Source organism: Devosia naphthalenivorans, assembly GCF_003056355.1.
Classification (GTDB): Bacteria; Pseudomonadota; Alphaproteobacteria; order Rhizobiales; family Devosiaceae; genus Devosia; species Devosia naphthalenivorans.
Genome location: NZ_PYVW01000008.1, coordinates 1 through 17614 on the forward strand (window position 1 = coordinate 1; position 17614 = coordinate 17614).

At 60.5% G+C, this 17614-nt stretch carries 18 protein-coding genes; 4 read left to right on the forward strand and 14 right to left on the reverse strand.

What is annotated here, in order from left to right; genetic code table 11:
• Positions 1 to 230: 230 nt before the first annotated feature.
• Together C8264_RS11475 and C8264_RS11480 are read right to left on the reverse strand one after the other, a co-directional pair.
• Positions 231 to 2165: a potassium transporter Kup gene (locus C8264_RS11475; protein ID WP_108461128.1), complete on the reverse strand. Its 1935-nt coding sequence runs from the start codon at positions 2163 to 2165 to the stop codon at positions 231 to 233.
• Between the two features lie 157 nt (positions 2166 to 2322).
• A complete protein-coding gene (locus C8264_RS11480; RefSeq protein ID WP_108461129.1) occupies positions 2323 to 2937 on the reverse strand; it encodes an NADPH-dependent FMN reductase in 615 nt (204 codons plus the stop codon).
• 351 nt (positions 2938 to 3288) lie between these two features.
• Here C8264_RS11480 and C8264_RS11485 point away from each other — a divergent pair, with 351 nt between their 5' ends.
• Positions 3289 to 3624 (forward strand): hypothetical protein, encoded by a 336-nt coding sequence (locus C8264_RS11485; protein WP_108461130.1) that lies wholly within the window; start codon positions 3289 to 3291, stop codon positions 3622 to 3624.
• Between the two features lie 62 nt (positions 3625 to 3686).
• Here C8264_RS11485 and C8264_RS11490 read toward each other — a convergent pair whose 3' ends face one another.
• From C8264_RS11490 to C8264_RS11500, 3 genes are read right to left on the reverse strand one after another with little or no spacing between them, the layout of a single operon-like run.
• Entirely contained in the window at positions 3687 to 4433 is a 747-nt protein-coding gene (locus tag C8264_RS11490; protein ID WP_108461131.1) for a pyridoxine 5'-phosphate synthase, read from the reverse strand.
• A gap of 41 nt (positions 4434 to 4474) precedes the next feature.
• Entirely contained in the window at positions 4475 to 5029 is a 555-nt protein-coding gene (gene ilvN / locus C8264_RS11495) for an acetolactate synthase small subunit (protein ID WP_108461132.1), read from the reverse strand.
• 21 nt (positions 5030 to 5050) lie between these two features.
• Positions 5051 to 6820 carry an acetolactate synthase 3 large subunit gene (locus tag C8264_RS11500; RefSeq protein WP_108461133.1) on the reverse strand — a complete coding sequence of 590 codons (1770 nt, stop codon included), beginning with the start codon at positions 6818 to 6820 and terminating at the stop codon, positions 5051 to 5053.
• A gap of 592 nt (positions 6821 to 7412) precedes the next feature.
• Between C8264_RS11500 and C8264_RS11505 the strand changes: the two genes are divergently transcribed.
• The gene (locus C8264_RS11505; RefSeq protein ID WP_108461134.1) at positions 7413 to 8915 is read left to right on the forward strand and encodes an inorganic phosphate transporter; all 1503 of its coding nucleotides are present in this window, start codon (positions 7413 to 7415) and stop codon (positions 8913 to 8915) included.
• On the opposite strand, the gene C8264_RS11510 is transcribed toward C8264_RS11505, so the two are convergent.
• The 4 genes from C8264_RS11510 to C8264_RS11525 form a co-directional block, all read right to left on the reverse strand.
• A complete protein-coding gene (locus C8264_RS11510; protein WP_162783593.1) occupies positions 8912 to 9376 on the reverse strand; it encodes an NUDIX hydrolase in 465 nt (154 codons plus the stop codon). The two genes, C8264_RS11505 and C8264_RS11510, sit on opposite strands and share 4 nt — an antisense overlap.
• Before the next feature lie 130 nt (positions 9377 to 9506).
• Positions 9507 to 9722, reverse strand: coding sequence for a cold-shock protein (locus C8264_RS11515; RefSeq protein ID WP_035101027.1), 216 nt, complete (start codon positions 9720 to 9722; stop codon positions 9507 to 9509).
• 288 nt (positions 9723 to 10010) lie between these two features.
• Positions 10011 to 10283: a glycine zipper domain-containing protein gene (locus tag C8264_RS11520; RefSeq protein ID WP_108461136.1), complete on the reverse strand. Its 273-nt coding sequence runs from the start codon at positions 10281 to 10283 to the stop codon at positions 10011 to 10013.
• 82 nt (positions 10284 to 10365) lie between these two features.
• On the reverse strand, positions 10366 to 10755 hold the full coding sequence (locus C8264_RS11525; RefSeq protein ID WP_108461259.1) for a DUF423 domain-containing protein: 390 nt from the start codon (positions 10753 to 10755) through the stop codon (positions 10366 to 10368).
• A 64-nt stretch (positions 10756 to 10819) separates the two neighbouring features.
• Here C8264_RS11525 and C8264_RS11530 point away from each other — a divergent pair, with 64 nt between their 5' ends.
• The gene (locus tag C8264_RS11530; RefSeq protein ID WP_108461137.1) at positions 10820 to 12232 is read left to right on the forward strand and encodes an MATE family efflux transporter; all 1413 of its coding nucleotides are present in this window, start codon (positions 10820 to 10822) and stop codon (positions 12230 to 12232) included.
• Here C8264_RS11530 and miaA read toward each other — a convergent pair.
• Positions 12229 to 13116: a tRNA (adenosine(37)-N6)-dimethylallyltransferase MiaA gene (gene miaA, locus C8264_RS11535; protein ID WP_108461138.1), complete on the reverse strand. Its 888-nt coding sequence runs from the start codon at positions 13114 to 13116 to the stop codon at positions 12229 to 12231. The genes C8264_RS11530 and miaA overlap by 4 nt on opposite strands.
• Before the next feature lie 24 nt (positions 13117 to 13140).
• On the opposite strand from miaA, the gene serB reads away from it, so the two are divergent.
• Positions 13141 to 14013 carry a phosphoserine phosphatase SerB gene (serB, locus tag C8264_RS11540; RefSeq protein ID WP_108461260.1) on the forward strand — a complete coding sequence of 291 codons (873 nt, stop codon included), beginning with the start codon at positions 13141 to 13143 and terminating at the stop codon, positions 14011 to 14013.
• Positions 14014 to 14127: 114 nt separating this feature from the next.
• Here the strand turns inward: serB and hflC are convergent, their stop codons facing one another.
• The 4 genes from hflC to C8264_RS11560 are packed head-to-tail and all read right to left on the reverse strand — an operon-like array spanning position 14128 to position 17447.
• Positions 14128 to 15258, reverse strand: coding sequence for a protease modulator HflC (gene hflC, locus C8264_RS11545; protein ID WP_108461139.1), 1131 nt, complete (start codon positions 15256 to 15258; stop codon positions 14128 to 14130).
• Positions 15259 to 15261: 3 nt separating this feature from the next.
• Positions 15262 to 16380 (reverse strand): FtsH protease activity modulator HflK, encoded by a 1119-nt coding sequence (hflK, locus tag C8264_RS11550; protein ID WP_108461140.1) that lies wholly within the window; start codon positions 16378 to 16380, stop codon positions 15262 to 15264.
• Between the two features lie 60 nt (positions 16381 to 16440).
• Positions 16441 to 16965 carry a dihydrofolate reductase gene (locus C8264_RS11555; protein ID WP_108461141.1) on the reverse strand — a complete coding sequence of 175 codons (525 nt, stop codon included), beginning with the start codon at positions 16963 to 16965 and terminating at the stop codon, positions 16441 to 16443.
• Complete coding sequence (locus tag C8264_RS11560; RefSeq protein WP_108461261.1) at positions 16962 to 17447, reverse strand: GNAT family N-acetyltransferase; 486 nt, start codon at positions 17445 to 17447, stop codon at positions 16962 to 16964. The genes C8264_RS11555 and C8264_RS11560 overlap by 4 nt, the downstream gene beginning before the upstream one ends.
• Positions 17448 to 17614: the final 167 nt, after the last annotated feature.

Below are 17614 nucleotides of genomic sequence, written 5' to 3' on the forward strand. Positions count from 1 at the left end.
GCAGGCTGCCGCGAAAATCCGACCTGGCAACCATCACCGACGAGCACCTGCAAACCATTGTCGCCCTCTACAACAACACCCCGCGAAAATGTCTCGACTTCCAAACCCCAAATGAGGTCTTCTCCAGCTTCTCTAACCGTGTTGCACTTCAAACGTGAGTCCACCTTCCCGCTTTTGCGGGAATGACGCCGTGGGTTTGGTTGGAAGGGGTGTTTGGAGCGCCGGAAGCCCTACAAAATCACCTGCGTCCCAATCTCCACCACGCGTCCGGTCGGGATGTGGAAATATTCCGTCGCATCGCTGGCGTTGCGGGCCAGGCGTGCGAACAGGCGATCCTGCCAATAGCGGAGGACATTGGCCGGCTTCGCACCAGTTTTAAGCGACCTGCGGGACAGGAAGAAAGAAGTCGACATGATGTCGAACTTCCACCCCAGCTTGCGGCCTAGCGCCAACGCCTTGGGAATATTGGGCGTTTCCATATAGCCAAAGGTAACGACCACGCGGCTGAACAGCTCGTTATAGGCGTCGATCGTAACCTTCTCGTCGTCAGGTACGCGCGGCGAAACGGAGGTGCGAACCGTCAGGATGACGTTCTGTTCGTGCAGCACCTTGTAGTGTTTGAGACTATGCAGGAGTGCCGTGGGCGCGCCTTCGATGTCGCTGGTCAGAAACACCGCTGTACCCGGCACCAGCGTCGGTTTTTTCTTGGATAAATTGTCGACCAGGAACTGCAAGGGCACTTCGTCGCGCTTGGTTTTGTCGGCAAGGCGTTTGCGGCCGCCCATCCAACTGGCCATAAGGATTGCGACGATCGCAGCGACCACGGCCGGCACCCAGCCGCCCTGAAACAGCTTGGACGCGTTGGCGGCAAAGAAGAATCCGTCGATTATGCCGAAAACCACGCCAAAGGCGATGACTGCGGCAGGGTGCCATTTCCAGTTGCGCCACATGACGATGACCAGCAGCATCAGCGTCACGACCATGACGCCGGATACCGCGATGCCATAGGCGTGCGACAACGCCGCCGACGTTTGGAAGGACAGCACCAGCACCAGCACGCCGATCATCAGCATGGCATTGATCTGGGGCATGTACACCTGCCCGCTTTGGGTTTCCGAGGTGTGCTGCACCACCATGCGCGGCAACAAGTTGAGCGCGATAGCCTGCTGCGCGAGGCTGAACATGCCCGAAATCACGGCTTGGCTGGCAATGATCGTCGCCATGGTGGCCAGCACCACAAAGGGCAGCAGGGCCCATTCCGGTTGCATCTCGAAGAACGGACTCTCTACATTCTCGAGGCCAACGCGCAGAACAAAGGCGCCCTGCCCGAAGTAATTGAGCAGGAGACACGGGAAAACCAGCGCAAACCAGGCGATGACGATGGGCTTGCGGCCAAAATGCCCCAGATCGACATAGAGTGCCTCGGCCCCTGTCACCGCCAGAAAAACCGCACCGGCAACCACAAAGGCGAGCCCGGCATGCGTGACCAGAAAATGGATGCCCAGCCACGGGTTGAGCGCCAGCAGGACCGATGGGTATTGCAGGATATGGGCCACACCGGACACGCCCAGCACCAGGAACCAGATTGCCGTGATGGGGCCGAACACCGCTGAAACCTTGGCGGTACCAAAGCGCTGCACCGCAAAAATCCCGACGATTAGCACAAGCGTGATCGGAATGACAAAGCGCGTAAGGCTGGGCGCTACGACCTTGAGTCCCTCGACTGCCGAAAGCACCGAGACTGCCGGCGTGATGATGGCGTCGCCAAAGAACAGCGCTGCCCCAGCGACGCCGAGGCCAGTTACCCAACCTGGCGCGGTGGTGAAGGCTTTGCGGGCCAAGGCGACGAGCGACAGCGTACCACCCTCGCCATTGTTGTCCGCACGGGTGACGAAGAAAACATATTTGACGGCGACGGTCAGCGTAAGCGCCCAGACGATGAGTGAGAGCAACCCCAGGATCTCAACATCGCTGGAGGTCGCCGCCCCAGGACGGATGTGCATGGCTTCCCGGAATGCATAGATCGGGCTCGTGCCGATGTCGCCATAAACAACGCCGAGTGCCCCCAGGGTCAGGAGAGGCAGATCTTTGTTTGAATGGGAGTGCTTGAGCTCGCTCGCATCGACGCCGGCGCTGTGCGTGCCGGCTGTGTTCGTCTGCGTCATGAACCTGATGCTTTCATGGGTCTTGGGCGGGCGCCGCTATACACCCGCCAACTGTCGCATACAACACCTTGCCGCCACAATGGTTCAACGCAGCAGGGGCCGCCCCTTGCGGAGCGACCCCTGTCGGTAAACGAAGCTTTGGAGGTCTTCGTAAAAATTATTCAGCAGCCTCGGCGGCAGCGAGATCGTCTTCGCGCGCGTTCTTGGTCGCGTTGCCCCACCAGACCAGCTGATTGAGCATGTCCTTGGCGGAATTACCGATCGAGCCTTCGATCTCAGTCAGCGTCTTGGTGCCACCATAGCCGGGGTGAACGGCCATGAAATCAGCGCCGGCAATGTGTACGGCCGAACGGGTCGCAGCCATCTGCAACTCGATGCCAATGGTGCGCAGGTTCTCGATGGCGCGAGCACCGCCGACGCTGCCGTAGCCGACTGCGCCGAACACCTTGTTGTTCCAGTTGATATAGGCCTGGTCGAGGGCGTTCTTGAGCACGCCGGTGATAGCGCGGTTATACTCGGCAACGACAAAGATATAGCCGTCGAATTCACTGATCTTGTTCTGCCAGCGAACGGCTTCAGCGTTCTGGCTAGGAGCCCAGGCGTTGGAGGCCACTTCGTCAAAGAATGGCAGGTTGTAGTCGCGCAGATCGACGATCTCAGCCTGGATTTCCGGGCGTTCATTGGCCTTGTCCAGGATCCACTTGGCAGGCAGTTCGCCAAACCGGGTGGGACGAGTCGAGGAAATAATCACGGCAATCTTGAGTTTGGACATTTGAGCCCTCCTAGGTAACAAATCGTAACTGAGGCTGTATATGTGCCTAAGCAGGATCGTTGCAAGGAGGCACGTTATTGTAGCACAGGGACACCTGCTCACCTATGGCACACTGATGTAAGTATTGGTGGCTCATGGGTTTTTGCTAAACCTGAAGCGGTTGGATGGCCCCGGCAGCGTTTCCACAACCCACCAGGAACACACCGTTCAGGAACTCCGACCAATGGGGTGATTAAGGACGTTTAGCGATTCCCCAGCGGGTAACAGGCCACGCGCAAGACGTCGCTTGCCTTTCAACTTGGCGTTGTTGCAATAACGATGCCGGGATACTCCCCAAAACAAGAGGAATGCATGCGCATCCAGTCCGCCGCCGCCCTTTCGCTCGCCGCCACTTTATTTGCATTGACCAACAGCGCTGCAATGGCGCTTGACCGCAAGGTGCAGATCAACAACCAGACGTCGTACACCATTGTCGAGTTTTACGCGTCCAACACCGGCACGTCCGACTGGCAGGAAGACATCCTGGGCAGCGACGTCCTGCCCTCCGGCAGCAGCGTCATGATCAACATCGATGACGGCACCGGCTACTGCAAATACGATTTCCTTGCAGTCTTCGATGACGGCGACGAGCTGGTATCCGCCGACAACAATGTCTGCGAACTGGCGGCCTTCGACTTCACTGAATAATTCAGCCGCACTCTGAACTGCTTGAGGCGCCGACCAGTTCGGCGCCTTTTTTGATTGGCGCTTCAGGAACCCAGCACGGCTCGATATTGCCGGACGGCGTCGGCAAAGCCAATCAGCAGCGCATCGGCGGTGATACCATGACCGATGGATACTTCATCAACATGCGGCACGGCGGACTGGAACGCCGGCAGGTTCGCCAGCGTCAGATCGTGCCCGGCATTGACCCCCATGCCAGCCGCATGAGCGGCCCGCGATGTAGCAGCCAAAGCAGTTAGCTCACGGGCGGCGCGATCCGGATCGTCATGGCAGTCGCCATAGGGGCCAGTATAAAGCTCTATGCGATCGGCGCCCGTGGCCTTCGCAGCGGCCACGCCGGCAGCGCCAGCATCCGGGTCGCAGAACAGGGAAATCCGGCGGTCTGGCGCTTTGATTCTCTGAACCACCGTCGCCAGTAATTCGGCTTCGGCGGCGAAATCCCAGCCGTGATCGGAGGTTGCCTGGGCCGGATCATCTGGCACCAGGGTCACCTGCTGCGGATTGACCGCGTCGATCAGCGCAAAAAAGTCCTCGCTGGGATAGCCTTCGATGTTGAGTTCGGCGGCCGGATATTCATCGCGCAACAGCGCCGCAAGATCGAACACGTCAGTGCGCCGGATATGCCGCTCGTCCGGCCGCGGATGAATGGTGATGCCACGGGCACCCTCATCGAGCACCACGCGCGCCAGCCCGACCACGCTCGGCCATGGCAAGTTCCGTCGATTGCGCAACTGTGCCACGGCGTTGAGATTGACGGAAAGCGCAGTCATGATGCCTCTGGGGTTTCGAGAAGGGGCGAATGCCCCCTCTCAGCTTACATGCTCTCTGGACCACGTGAAATGGCGGCAAGCCCCGTGCGCACCACTTCAACCAGCCCCAGCGGCTGCATGAGTGCGATGAAGCTGTCGATCTTGGCAGGCTTGCCCGTCACTTCAAACACAAAGCTTTCGACCGACGCATCGACGATCTGCGCGCGGAACGCGTCGGCAAGACGCAGGGTTTCGGCGCGATGATCGCCAGCACCGGCCACCTTGATCAATGCTAGCTCGCGCTCAAGCGATGCGCCTTCCGCCGTCAGATCATGCACCCGGTGCACGGGCACAAGGCGCTCGAGCTGCAGCTTGATCTGCACCAGCACCTTGGGCGTGGCGATCACGACAACGGTGATGCGACTAAGTCGGCGGCCGTGTTCGGTTTCGCTGACGGTTAGGCTTTCGATATTGTAACCACGCGCCGAAAACAGACCCACCACCCGAGCAAGAATGCCCGGCTCGTTATCGACCAGAACCGAAAGCGTGTGCCGCTCGATCTCCTGGGTTTCCTTGGTGATGAAATAAGCAGAGCCGGTTGGCTGCAGATGTGCGTTCATTGTTGTGTCCTCCGCAGCGCCCTAGACGAGCGCCCGTCCCTTCTCATCGATGATGTCCCCGATATTTGCCGTATCGGGCAGGATGATTTCGTTGTGCGGCTTGCCTGACGGAATCATGGGCAGGCAGTTCTCGTCCTTTTCCACGATCACGTCGAACAGCACAGGGCCGTCATAGTCGAGCATCTCGGCGATGGCAGCGTCGAGTTCCGCTGGGTTCTCGCAACGGATGCCCTTGCCGCCATAAGCCTCTGCCAGCTTGACGAAATCGGGGAGCGATTCCGAGTAGGAATGGGCATATCGGCTGCCATGCAGCAGGTCCTGCCACTGGCGAACCATGCCCATGCGCTCATTGTTGAGAATGAAGATCTTGATCGGCAGGCGGTACTGAACCGCCGTCGAAAGCTCCTGCATGGTCATCTGCACGCTGGCTTCGCCAGCGATGTCGATCACCAGCGCATCCGGGTGCGCCACCTGCACACCGACAGCTGCCGGCAGACCGTAGCCCATCGTCCCCAACCCACCAGAGGTCATCCAATGGTTTGGCTTGTCAAAATGGAAATGCTGCGCCGCCCACATCTGGTGCTGGCCGACCTCTGTAGTGATGAAGACGTCCTTACCCTGCTTGCGGGTGGCTTCATAAAGCCGCTCGATAGCATATTGCGGCTTGATGACGGTGTCGGAGTTCTTGTAGCCGAGCGAATTGACCGCCCGCCACTTCTCGATCTCTTTCCACCACGGCGCAATCGCTTCGTTGCGGGGCTGGTTGGTCTTGGAACGCCACACGCGCACCATTTCGGCAAGCACGCGTTCGCAATCGCCGATAATAGGCACATCGACGCGCACAACCTTGTTGATTGAGGACGGATCGATATCGACATGGATCTTGCGGCTATTGGGCGAAAACGCATCGACGCGGCCGGTGATGCGGTCATCGAAACGCGCCCCGATATTGATCATCACGTCGCAATCGTGCATCGCCAGATTGGCTTCGTAGGTGCCGTGCATGCCCAGCATGCCCATCCACTGCGGATGCGAAGCGGGAAACGCGCCCAGACCCATCAGGGTGGAGGTCACCGGAAAACCGGTGAGTTCGGCCAGTTCGCGCAGATGCTCGGACGCTTCAGGGCCAGCATTGATAACGCCGCCGCCGGTGTAAAAGATCGGCCGTTCCGCCCGCAGCATCAGATCCACCGCCGCTTCGATGGCAGCAGCATCGCCATCGACTTGCGGCCGATAGCTCTGGTGGCGCAGCGTATCGTGGTCAGGCTGGTAGTATTCGCCCAAGGCAAACTGCACGTCCTTGGGAATATCGATGACCACCGGACCAGGACGGCCGGTTGTCGCGATACGGAACGCCTCGTGCATGATGCGCGGCAGGTCTTCCACGCGCTTCACCAGATAATTGTATTTGGTGCAGCTGCGGGTGATGCCGACAGTGTCACATTCCTGGAACGCATCCGATCCGATCAGCGTGGTAGGCACCTGTGCGGTGATGCAGACCAGCGGGATCGAATCCATCAGCGCATCGGTAAGGCCGGTTACCGCATTGGTTGCACCGGGTCCGGAAGTCACCAGCACCACGCCCGGCTTGCCGGTCGAACGGGCATAGCCTTCCGCCATGTGCGTGGCGCCCTGTTCGTGGCGAACCAGGATATGCTGCACGGCTTCCTGCTGGAACAAGGCGTCATAGATGGGCAGAGCCGCCCCGCCGGGATAGCCGAAGATATGTTCCACGCCCTGATCCGTCAGCGCCTGGATCACCATTTCCGCGCCGGTCATCTTTTCGGCCATTGTTCAAGTCCTTCCCTAGGTCTTCATGTTTGGGAGCCCAATCTCGTCGCAGCGAAAACCGGGCAATAAAAAAGGCCCCGTTTGGGACCTGTTTTCGGCGCACCAGCTATCGCGCGGGATCTTATCCCACGGTGCCGATGCGCCTGCGTACTACGAGAATGAGTGCCCGCATGGGACCTCTCCAGTTAAAATATTGGCCGCATTGATAGGAGCAAGCGGGACACGGTGTCAAGAGGCGGCACCGGCACACAGAAACCGCGAATCAGACCACATTCGTTCGCATTAACTAAAATTGCTCACCGAACGTTAAGAGGGATGCGGCTAATTAGAAGGATCAACCCAGATGGTCCCCAAAATGCTCGCCGTATCCTGCGTCGTCGCTGTTATTCTCATTTTCGCCGTCAGCTACGATCTTCAGCGCCACAAGGCTCGCTGAACCTTCCGCGGCAAACGCGACTCGCTATAGAGTCACCATCGGGCACCTCACCTCAAGAAAACGTCCCAATGCAGCAAATGATATCCCAGGAGGATGGTCATTGCCGCAGACAATGCTATTGGCGCGGGTGATTATGTCTGTGACGGTTAGAAACATATGGCCAAGAGTGTACTCGACAAGGACCTGCAGCGCGTAGCCGGACTGGAAACGGCGACGAATGACCTTGCCCGCGCCCTTGCGGCTCCGGGCATTGCTCTGGTGTTCCTGCTGCTGGCTGCGGTTTGGGCGAGTTTCGTCGTCTCGGACGGCCCGATGAGCTTCCTCGTCGTCATCGCGGCAGCGATTGCCGGCTATATGGCGCTCAATGTCGGTGCCAACGACGTCGCCAACAATATGGGCCCAGCTGTTGGCTCGAAGGCCCTGACCATGGGTGGCGCGCTCCTCATAGCCGCGATCTTCGAGGCGGCAGGCGCGATTTTGGCTGGCGGGGACGTGGTGAACACAGTCGCGCGCGATCTATTGGTCGGCCACACCATCGACACCAACAAATTCGTGCTGCTGATGATGGCGGCGCTGCTGGCGTCCGCGCTCTGGGTAAATCTGGCGACCTATATCGGTGCGCCCGTCTCTACCACTCATGCGGTCGTTGGCGGTGTGGTGGGAGCTGGTGTTGCAGCGGCTGGCTGGACCAGCGTTGCGTGGCCCACGGTCGGCACGATTGCTGCAAGCTGGGTGATTTCGCCCGTGCTGGGCGGTGCGGCTGCGGCGATGCTGCTGTCGTTCATCAAGCACACCATAACCGACCGCATCGACAAGGTCTCCGCGGCGCGCGTCTGGGTGCCAATTCTGGTAGCGGCCATGACCGGCATCTTTGCCATGTACATGGCGACGAAGGGTTTCAGCCGCATCTGGAAGCCAGATCTCGCCACGGTGTTGGCGCTTGGCGTGGGGTTCACGGCACTGGGCTGGATCGGCGCCATGCCCATGGTGCGGCGGCAGTCCATGGGCATGGAAAATCGCAAGAAGCACGTGGCCGTGTTGTTCCGCCTGCCCCTGGTTGTGGCGGCGGCGCTGCTGTCTTTCGCGCATGGCGCAAATGATGTTGCCAATGCCGTGGGGCCCTTCGCGGCCATCGTCACCAGCCTGCAATCAGGCGATGCCTCCACTTCCGCCATCGCCCTGCCCTTCTGGGTGCTGGCGATCGGCGCCATAGGCATTTCGCTGGGCCTGTGGCTTTTCGGGCCGCGCCTGATCCGCACGGTGGGCGAGCAAATCACCAAGCTCAACGAGATTCGTGCTTATTGCGTGGCGCTATCCGCCGCGGTGACAGTGTTAGCCGCGTCCGCGTTGGGCCTGCCGGTTTCCTCCACCCACATCGCCGTCGGCGGCATTTTCGGCGTTGGTTTCCTTCGCGAGTACTATTCCCGCAAGGACCTGGATTTCACCGCCGTTCCGATCCACGCCAAGCACGTGGACCCGGCAACCCTAAATTCCACAGCCGAGGACGCCCTATCCAAGGAGCGCAAGGCCGAGCGGCGCAAGCTGGTGCGGCGTCAGCATGTGACAGGCATTGTAGCTGCCTGGATCATCACGGTTCCCGCCTCGGCAGTTCTGGCGGCCGTGCTGTTCTGGCTGCTGCACCTGACGATTGCGGGCTAGCTGCGGGCCCGCAAGCTCGCTTGCAGCAGAACGGCCAACCGGGACAAGGCACGGTCATTGAGCAGCCGACGCGCTTCGGGCAGCACGGCCCAGTGGCGCAGGCGCTGGTCCATTTCTTTCCACACGTCGAGTTGGTGCTCGACGCGCAGTGGGTAAAGGTCGACATCCACTAGGCTCGATCCGTCCGCGCTGGCGCTGGAGCGATAGCTGCCGATGGGTTCGACCGCGATCTGTCCGGTCACACCCGCCTCTTCCATGGCTTCAATGGCGGCGCTTTCCCATGGCGTCATATCGGGCTCGATATCACCCTTGGGGAAGATCCAGCGACCGGTGCGGCGCGACGTGATCAGCAGGAACACCACCCGCCCATCGATCACCGAGTAGGGCAGCGCACCGGACTGGCGCTCGCCGGGAGTGGTTTCGACCCTTGGGCTCCAATGGCTCAGGAACTCGCGCAGCATGAGATGCTCCAATGTGAAAACGGCTCTTGGCATATGAAACGCACGACTGTCGATCAAGCGCCGCGCGAAATATGCAAGGCAATAAAAAAGGGCCCCATGGGGCCCTTCCGAAAAGCGCTGACTGCGAAACTTAGCTCAGCAGGGTCAGGTTCGTAGCGGAAACCTTGCCATCACGGCCGGTCTCGAGCTCGTAGGTCACCTTGTCGCCTTCGTACAGGCCCTGCAGGCCCGAACGCTGAACAGCGGAGATGTGAACGAAAGCGTCCTTTTCACCGTTTTCTGGCGAAATGAAGCCGAAGCCCTTGGTGGTGTTGAAGAATTTGACAGTACCGGTGATGGTTGCCATGGAACGGGTCCTCAGTAGTGGTCGCCGCAACTGCGGCTAAGGGTTGAAATCGAGCCTCAAACATCAGCTCGGCCTAACGATTCACAGATCAGGAGGTAGCCAAGTTCCCGGATTTACCGGTCGATCAGATAGCGCAAGATAGTGTCGTATGGCAAATATATGCAGTCAAACGGCTAGAAATTCAAGCTGATTAACACAGCAAAAGAAACACCCGATCCAGGAGGGACTCCGGACCGGGTGCATGGCGCCTAGGAGGCGCGTTGCAGCATGGGGCGATGCTGCAATTTATTAACCACGCGGGCAGGTGTCGCGGTAGCGCGAACCGTTCGGGCGTTCGTAGATGCAAATGTTGCTGTTGTTGTCCGCGCGACCGAGGACATTGCCGGCTGCCGCGCCGACCACGCCGCCGACACCAGCACCAACGGCCGTGCCCAGAACGCTGCCGGTTGTAGCCGCACCGACGATTGCGCCAGCGCCAGCACCAACAGCTGCGCCCTGCTCGGTGGCAGTGCACGCAGCCAGCGACAGCGTGGTAGCGGCGATGATCAGAAACTTATGCATTGAAAACCCTCCAAGGATACTCTCGGGAAACACAACAGCACGTTCATCAAGAAGGTTCCAACCGAGTTTTAAGTTTTTTGAACTATTTTGAGAACGGGCGTCGCATCACCCCGGCAGCGATCACCATGAACCAGCCACAGATCATGCCGGCTCCGCCCAGTGGCGCGGCTCCAACAAAGACGCCGTGGCCCAGCCATTCACGCACTGCCAGGTCAGCAGCAAAGAGGATCGTGCCAAACGCGAGAAGTGCAGAGGCAAGACCAAGCACCCAGCCCCGACCCAATAGTCCCAGCGCGAGGAGCGCCGGCCCGTGAGCCAGGCAGATCATGGCGATGGCCGACAGATTGTGGCTTCCCCCGGCATGCGACGCGCCGGCCGCAGCCATAACGCCCACGGCCCCGGCGAGCCCCGCCGCCACGATCACGGGGCGCGAACCCAGCTCGGCTCTCAGGCCAGCCGACTGATTGTGCATAGGCTCCATCTTTCGCCCATTCTCCGTTTCCGCTAAGCAGTCCTCGCGAGTAGGACATTACCCCATGAACGAGCAAGTCACGGCTGCGCCCGGCGCGGCCGATACCACATTTGTCCCTCCGATCAGCTGGGCCCAGGAGCTGCGTGCCACATTCACGCTGGCCTGGCCCCTGGTTATCGCGCAACTCGCGCAAAACTTGCTGCATACCACTGACGTTATCTTGCTGGGCTGGCTCGGCCCGGTTTTTCTGGCATCGGGCACATTGGCCACGACGTTCCTCATGCCCTTCCTCGTGGCCGGCGTCGGCATTGTCGGCGCCGTGGCTCCCCTGGTTGCACAAGCGCGCGGCGCACGGGACATCAAGGCCGTTCGGCGCATCGTACGGCAGGGCTGCTGGGCGGCGATTGCCCTTTCCATCCTGCTGGTTCCGATCGTGTTGCAGATCAAGCCGATCTACCTCGCCCTTGGGCAGGACCCCACCGCCACCGCGCGAGCCGAAGAGTTCATGCAGATTGCTGCATGGTCACTATTCCCGGCCCTCGGCATCATCGCCTTCCGATCCCTGTTGTCCGCCTTCGATGCCACCAGAGCCATTCTGGTCATCACCGTTATCGGCGTGCTGCTCAATGCGGCGATTGCCTATCTGCTGATCTTCGGCAATTTCGGCTTTCCGCGGCTTGAATTGCGCGGTGCGGCGATAGCGACGCTGGTCACCAACATCGTCATGTTCGTGATGATGGTGGTCTACGTCGTCCGCCACCGCCGCCTCAAGCGCTTCCACGTGCTGTTGCGATTCTGGAGCCCGGATTGGCCGCGCTTCAGGGAAATCTTTGCTGTCGGCCTGCCGATTGGCCTGACTGTGCTGGCAGAAGTGGGGATGTTCACTGCCGCTGCCATTCTGATGGGGCGCCTGGGAACTGACGAGTTGGCGGCACATGCAATCGCGCTGCAATGCGCGTCGCTCGCCTTCATGGTGCCGTTGGGCCTGGGCATAGCCGCCACGGTTCGGGTAGGCACCGCTTTCGGGCGAAACGACCCGGAAGGCGTGCGCAAGGCCGGATGGACCGCTTTCGCGCTGGGGACGGGCTTCATGGCGTTATCATGCGCCATATTCCTCGGCGCGGGCCCCAGCGTCGTAGCATTGTTCCTTGATCCCCATATCGAAGCCAACGCCAATGCGGTCGCTCTGGCAGCAACGTTCCTTGTGATCGCTGGCGTGTTCCAACTGGTCGACGGCGCGCAGGTCGTGGCCGCCCATGCCTTGCGCGGGCTGAGTGACACCAAGGTGCCGATGCTGCTGGCCATTCTCGGCTACTGGATCGTGGGCCTGCCCGTTGCCTATTTCCTGGGCCTTGTGATCGGCTGGCGCGGCGTCGGCATCTGGATCGGCCTTGCTGCGGGCCTGGCCTTTGTTGCCGTGGTGCTGGTGATCCGCTTTGCCATGCGTGAACGGCTTGGCCTCCTGCGCCCGCGCTAGGAGCTTGCGGGGCCCCGCCGGGGCCAGTCCCCAAACCGATTGCGGAACCAGGTTCGTTGTCGCTTGGCATATTGCTGGGTGGCGATGGTCGCAAGCGCAATCGCCTCCTCGCGGTCGAGCGCTCCGTCCAGCCAGCCACCGATCTCGCGCACGCCGATGGCCTTCATCACCGGCAGGCTTGGATCGAGCTCAAGCGCCCTTAGTGCCGCCACCTCCTCGACGGCGCCTCCGTCAAACATGGCTTCAAACCGGCGGGCAATCCGCTCCCGCAGCACCTGCCGGTCGGGATCGAGCACCATGCGTTCGACATCGAACCCGCCCAGCACGCCCACCTGTTCCTCATCCTGGAAATCCGAAAGCAGCCGCCCCGTCGCGCGCTTCACGGCCAAGGCCCGGGTCAGCCGCTGCGGATCGACGACCTTGAGTCGCTCGGCCGTCGCAGGATCTTCCCGCTGCAACAGCGCCAATCGCTGCCCTGCGTCCAACGCTTGAATCTCTTGTTGAACTTCAAGTGTAACCGCCTCAGGCACTTGCGGAATTTCAGCAAAACCGTTGAGCAACGCATCGAAATATAGCCCGGTGCCGCCCACGAAGATCAGGGGACGTTCCTCCGGCGTCGGGTCGACTATCGCTTGCGCTGCCGCCAGCCACTGCCCCGTTGAAAAGCGCATGGACGCCGGCACCGTTCCGTAAAGACGGTGATCTGCCTGGGCAAGATCATCATCACCTGGCCGGGCGGTGACGACACGAAGCGTGTCATAGACCTGCATCGAGTCGGAATTGACGATGACGCCGTTCTCCGCCTGCGCTATCTCGAGCGCCAGCGCCGACTTGCCGCTTGCAGTCGGACCCGCTATCAGCACCGCACGCCTGCGACCCGTCACGCGCTTTTCCCCCGAGTCATGTCCATGCCGGTACTCTGCCTTATCGCCAATCCCAACGACTCCGAACTGGACCCCGCGCTTGCTGCCGCAATCGCCGGGCAAACCGGTGGAGAGCTCAACTGGCTGAACCACGCCATTGCCTGCGAGATCATCGAGCCGAAGTCAACCGATGCGCTCGACATCGCCCGCCAGATCATCGGCCAGCGTCGGGTCGACGCGGCCATTGTGCCCACCGAACAGCGGCGCAAGCAGATCCTGATTGCGGACATGGATTCCACCATGATCGAGCAGGAATGCATCGATGAGCTTGCAGCGGCCCTGGGCATCAAGGAACAGGTCGCCGAGATAACCGACCGCGCCATGCGCGGCGAACTCGATTTTGGCCAGGCGCTGGATACCCGCGTGGCGCTGCTCAAGGGTCTGGAGCGCAAGGTGGTCGAGCAAGTCCGCCGCGAACAGATCACGCTTATGCCCGGTGGCCGTGCGCTGGTTCAAACCATGAAGGCCTATGGCGCCTATACCTCGCTGGTTTCCGGCGGCTTCACCTTATTCGCAGAGTACTTCGCCAAGCGCATCGGCTTCGATGAAGCCGTTGCAAATGTTCTCGAATTCGATGGCGAGCAGCTGACGGGCACAGTGACCAAGCCCATCGTGGATAAGGACACCAAGCGCGAGCGGCTGGTGGCCCTTGCTGCCGAGCGCAATCTGCAACTGAGCCAGACGATTGCGGTAGGTGACGGCGCCAATGATCTCGACATGATCCGCATCGCCGGTTTCGGTGTGGCCATGCACGCCAAGCCCGCAGTGGCCGCCGAGGCCGGCATCCGCATCGACCACGGAGACCTCACCGCCTTGCTCTATCTGCAGGGTTACAGCGACGAAGAGATCGTGCGCTAGGAACCTCCGCTGCAATCGCTCGTGGTTCGACAGGCCCACCAACGCTACGCAGACGAAACCAAAAGGCCGGCGCAGTCACCTGCGCCGGCCTTTCATATCAGTCTGAAGAACCGCTTACGGCGTTGCCGGTTCGCTCGGAGCTGGCTGCGTGGCAGGCTCCGGAGCCGGTGCCGGCGGCGGTGCCTCTGCCGGCGTAGGGACTTCGGTGCCCACGGTCGGCGTGAGTTGCGAGCCGTCTTCCAGCGTCAGCGTTGGAGCAACTGATTCCTCGATGCCGAGGCCATCGAGGGCCGGTTCGTCGCTTGGCGTTGGAACCAGTGCTGGTTCAACCGATGTGGCCTGTGGCGGAGCCAGATCCGGATTGGCCGGCGGAATAGAGCCACCGGAACCGAAGTAGCTGAAGAACTCGCTCTCGGGCGACAGTACCAGAGTGGTATTCTCGCCCCTCATGGACACGCGATAGGCTTCCATCGAGCGGTAGAACTCGAAGAACTCCTGATCCTGTCCATAAGCCGCTGCAAACAGACGGTTCCGCTCGGCATCGCCCGTACCACGGATGATTTCGGCATCACGCGTCGCCGCGGCCACGATTTCCACCGCCTGACGATCGGCGATAGCCCGCAGGCTCTGTGCCTGTTCCTGCCCACGAGCGCGCAGCAATGCAGCTTCTGCCAGACGTTCTGCCCGCATACGCTCAAAGGTGGTTGCCGACACGTCGGCGTCGAGGTCAGTACGCAGGATGCGCACGTCAACGACATCGATACCCAGATTGGCCAGATCCGGACGGATCAGGTCGCGGGTTTCCTGCATCATCTGCGACCGCTGGTCAGACAGCGCTGCGTTGAATTCACGCAGACCATAGACCTGACGAAGGGCAGCATCGAGGCTGGCACCGATACGATCTTCGGCAACGCTCAACTGGCCCGTAGCACGTTCACGGAACAGCCGCGGATCGGAAATGCGATAGGTCAGGAAGGCGTCGACCTGATAGAAGGCGTTGCCCGAAACCTGAACGCGCATGTTGGCGATATCGTAGCGCAGCAGCCGGTCTTCGATGATCTGGACACTGTCGACGATATCGGTCGGGATCTTGAAATAAATGCCCGGTTCGGTGCGGACATCGGTGATCTGGCCGAAGCGCATGACGATGGCCTGTTCGCGCTCGTTGACGACATAGATGGTCGAGAAGAACACATAAAGCGCCGCGACGATGACTACGCCGATAATAATCAAACGATTTTGCATGGCTTAGTTCCCCGTCGTCGTGGTCGTGGAAGCGCCCGGGTTTGGACGCAACTCCGGCAGCGGCAGATAGGGCAACACGCCCGAGGCTCCCGCACCGGTTTCGATCATGACCTTTTGGGAATCACCCAGAACCTGTTCCATGGTTTCAAGGAACAGGCGCTTGCGCGTCACTTCCGGAGCATTGACGTATTCGGCGTAGATGGAGTTGAAGCGCGCCGCCTCACCGGTTGCTTCCTGCACGACCCGGTTGGTGTAGGCCGCGGCTTCTTCCCGCAGGGCCGCAGCCCGACCACGCGCATCACCCAAAAGGGTGTTGGCATAGGAGCGAGCTTCTTCCTGAAGCCGTGTTTCGTCCTGACGAGCACGCTGCACTTCATTGAAAGCGTCGATAACTTCCGACGGCGGGCCCGCGTTTTCGATCAGGATCTGGTTGATGCTGACACCCAGGCCGTAGCTCTCCAGAATGTCCTGGGTGATGTTCAGCACTTCAATGGAAATGCCTGAACGGTCGTCACTATAAATGTCCTGCGCAGGACGACGGCCGACAACTTCGCGCATGGCGCTTTCGGCCGCGAACCGAACCATGGCTTCCTGGTCGCGTACGTTGAACAGATATTCGATCGGCTCGTTGATGGCCCAGAATACCGAGAATTGCACATTGACGATGTTCTGGTCGCCCGAGAGCATCAGTCCATCGCTGGCGCCGGTATTGCTGCGCTGACCACTGGCATTGGCAGCACCGATCTGGGTCTGGTTGACCGTAGTGGTCACGCGCTCGACGGTCTCGATCGGCCAAAGATGGAAATGCAGACCCGGACCCGAGAGTTCGGGCTTGGGCGTACCGAACCGCAGCTCGACGCCGACTTCCTGCGGGTTGATCGTGTAGACCGAGTTGAGGCCCCAAAAGGCCACGAGCGCCAGCACACCACCGATGATGGCCCAGCGTCCCCCGGGGACACCGCCCCGGAACTGGTCCCTGCCGCGATTGAGAATATCTTCGAGGTTGGGCGTGTTTCCACCCCCTGGACGGCGTGGTCCACCCCCGCCGCCGCCGGGCGCTTGCCCCCAGGGGCCGCCATTATTATTGCGGCCACCTCCGCCTCCGTTACTCTCCCACGGCATCGCGTCCCTTTCGGTATAGTCGTTTCGTTGAGGACTTATATAGGCAAGCGCGCTGCGCGATCAATGCGCGGAAGCTTTACGCCGCTCGTACACTTTGACGCGGTAGGTTGCCTCGTCCTTGGGACTGGGTTCGACTTCCGGCAAATCTACTACCGCCCACTCCAGCGGATCGATCGGCGGGAAGAGCACATCGCCTTCCGGCGCAAGGTCGATATGGCTGATATAGAGCCGGTCGGCCCGGTCCATCAGCTGGCGATATAGATCGCCACCACCGATGACCATGATCTCGTCGACACCGTCGGCTCGCGCGATGTCAGCGGCCTTTTTCATAGCCTCCTCCACATCCGTGAAGACCAGGACGCCATCCGGCTGATATTCCTGCTGCCGGGTGATGACGATATTGGTGCGGCCAGGCAAGGGCTTGCCTACAGTTTCATATTGCTTGCGCCCCATGACAATGGGTTTTCCGAGCGTCGTCCGTTTGAAATAGGCAAAGTCGGACGGAATGCGCCAGGGTATAGTTTGGTGGCTGCCGATCACACCGTTCTCGGCAACCCCGGCGATTATCGCGATCTTGATTGTCATGCCGCCCCCAGTTTCTGCAGCGCCGGGCCTTCTACGCGGACCTTGGTCCACTCGTCCTGCATCACGCCGCCCTGCGCCTTGTAGAATTCGATGCTCGGCTCGTTCCAGTCGAGCACCCACCATTCAAAGCGCCCCAGACTTTCCGCTACGCACCGCCGCGCGAGATGAACCAGCAAGGCCTTGCCGATGCCTTTGCCGCGCTTAAACGGATCAACGAACAAATCCTCGAGCCAGATGCCGTGACGGCCCTGGAAAGTGGAATAGGTATAGAACCAGAGCGCAAAGCCCACCGGCCTGCCATCCCACTCCGCAATTTCGCAGAAGATTTTTGGATCGGGGCAGAACAGATCGCGGGCGATATCAGCCGGCGTTGCCTGGGCCTGGTCGCCTAGCTTCTCGTATTCAGCCAGGGCCCTGATGAAATCGACAATCAGGCCGGCGTCAGAGGCAATGGCAGGTCGGATGGTGAGATCGTTGTTCATATGGTCCTTTGAACTTCTTGCCGCCTTGCCCAGCGTCATCCCGCTTCACCCGACGTCATTCCCGTTTTCCCGACGTCACTCCCAGTCCGCGGCGTCATTCCCAGTTCCCCGGCGTCATTCCCGCGAAAGCGGGAATCTCACTTTTGTGCCGAAGGGAAGTGAGATTC

Coding starts and splice junctions, on each gene's coding strand:
- C8264_RS11475 (WP_108461128.1), bottom strand. CDS start 2,165: ATGACGCAGACGAACACAGCCGGCACGCACAGCGCCGGCGTCGATGCG.
- C8264_RS11480 (WP_108461129.1), bottom strand. CDS start 2,937: ATGTCCAAACTCAAGATTGCCGTGATTATTTCCTCGACTCGTCCCACC.
- C8264_RS11485 (WP_108461130.1), top strand. CDS start 3,289: ATGCGCATCCAGTCCGCCGCCGCCCTTTCGCTCGCCGCCACTTTATTT.
- ilvN (WP_108461132.1), bottom strand. CDS start 5,029: ATGAACGCACATCTGCAGCCAACCGGCTCTGCTTATTTCATCACCAAG.
- C8264_RS11500 (WP_108461133.1), bottom strand. CDS start 6,820: ATGGCCGAAAAGATGACCGGCGCGGAAATGGTGATCCAGGCGCTGACG.
- C8264_RS11505 (WP_108461134.1), top strand. CDS start 7,413: ATGGCCAAGAGTGTACTCGACAAGGACCTGCAGCGCGTAGCCGGACTG.
- C8264_RS11510 (WP_162783593.1), bottom strand. CDS start 9,376: ATGCTGCGCGAGTTCCTGAGCCATTGGAGCCCAAGGGTCGAAACCACT.
- C8264_RS11515 (WP_035101027.1), bottom strand. CDS start 9,722: ATGGCAACCATCACCGGTACTGTCAAATTCTTCAACACCACCAAGGGC.
- C8264_RS11520 (WP_108461136.1), bottom strand. CDS start 10,283: ATGCATAAGTTTCTGATCATCGCCGCTACCACGCTGTCGCTGGCTGCG.
- C8264_RS11525 (WP_108461259.1), bottom strand. CDS start 10,755: ATGCACAATCAGTCGGCTGGCCTGAGAGCCGAGCTGGGTTCGCGCCCC.
- C8264_RS11530 (WP_108461137.1), top strand. CDS start 10,820: ATGAACGAGCAAGTCACGGCTGCGCCCGGCGCGGCCGATACCACATTT.
- serB (WP_108461260.1), top strand. CDS start 13,141: ATGCCGGTACTCTGCCTTATCGCCAATCCCAACGACTCCGAACTGGAC.
- hflC (WP_108461139.1), bottom strand. CDS start 15,258: ATGCAAAATCGTTTGATTATTATCGGCGTAGTCATCGTCGCGGCGCTT.
- hflK (WP_108461140.1), bottom strand. CDS start 16,380: ATGCCGTGGGAGAGTAACGGAGGCGGAGGTGGCCGCAATAATAATGGC.
- C8264_RS11555 (WP_108461141.1), bottom strand. CDS start 16,965: ATGACAATCAAGATCGCGATAATCGCCGGGGTTGCCGAGAACGGTGTG.
- C8264_RS11560 (WP_108461261.1), bottom strand. CDS start 17,447: ATGAACAACGATCTCACCATCCGACCTGCCATTGCCTCTGACGCCGGC.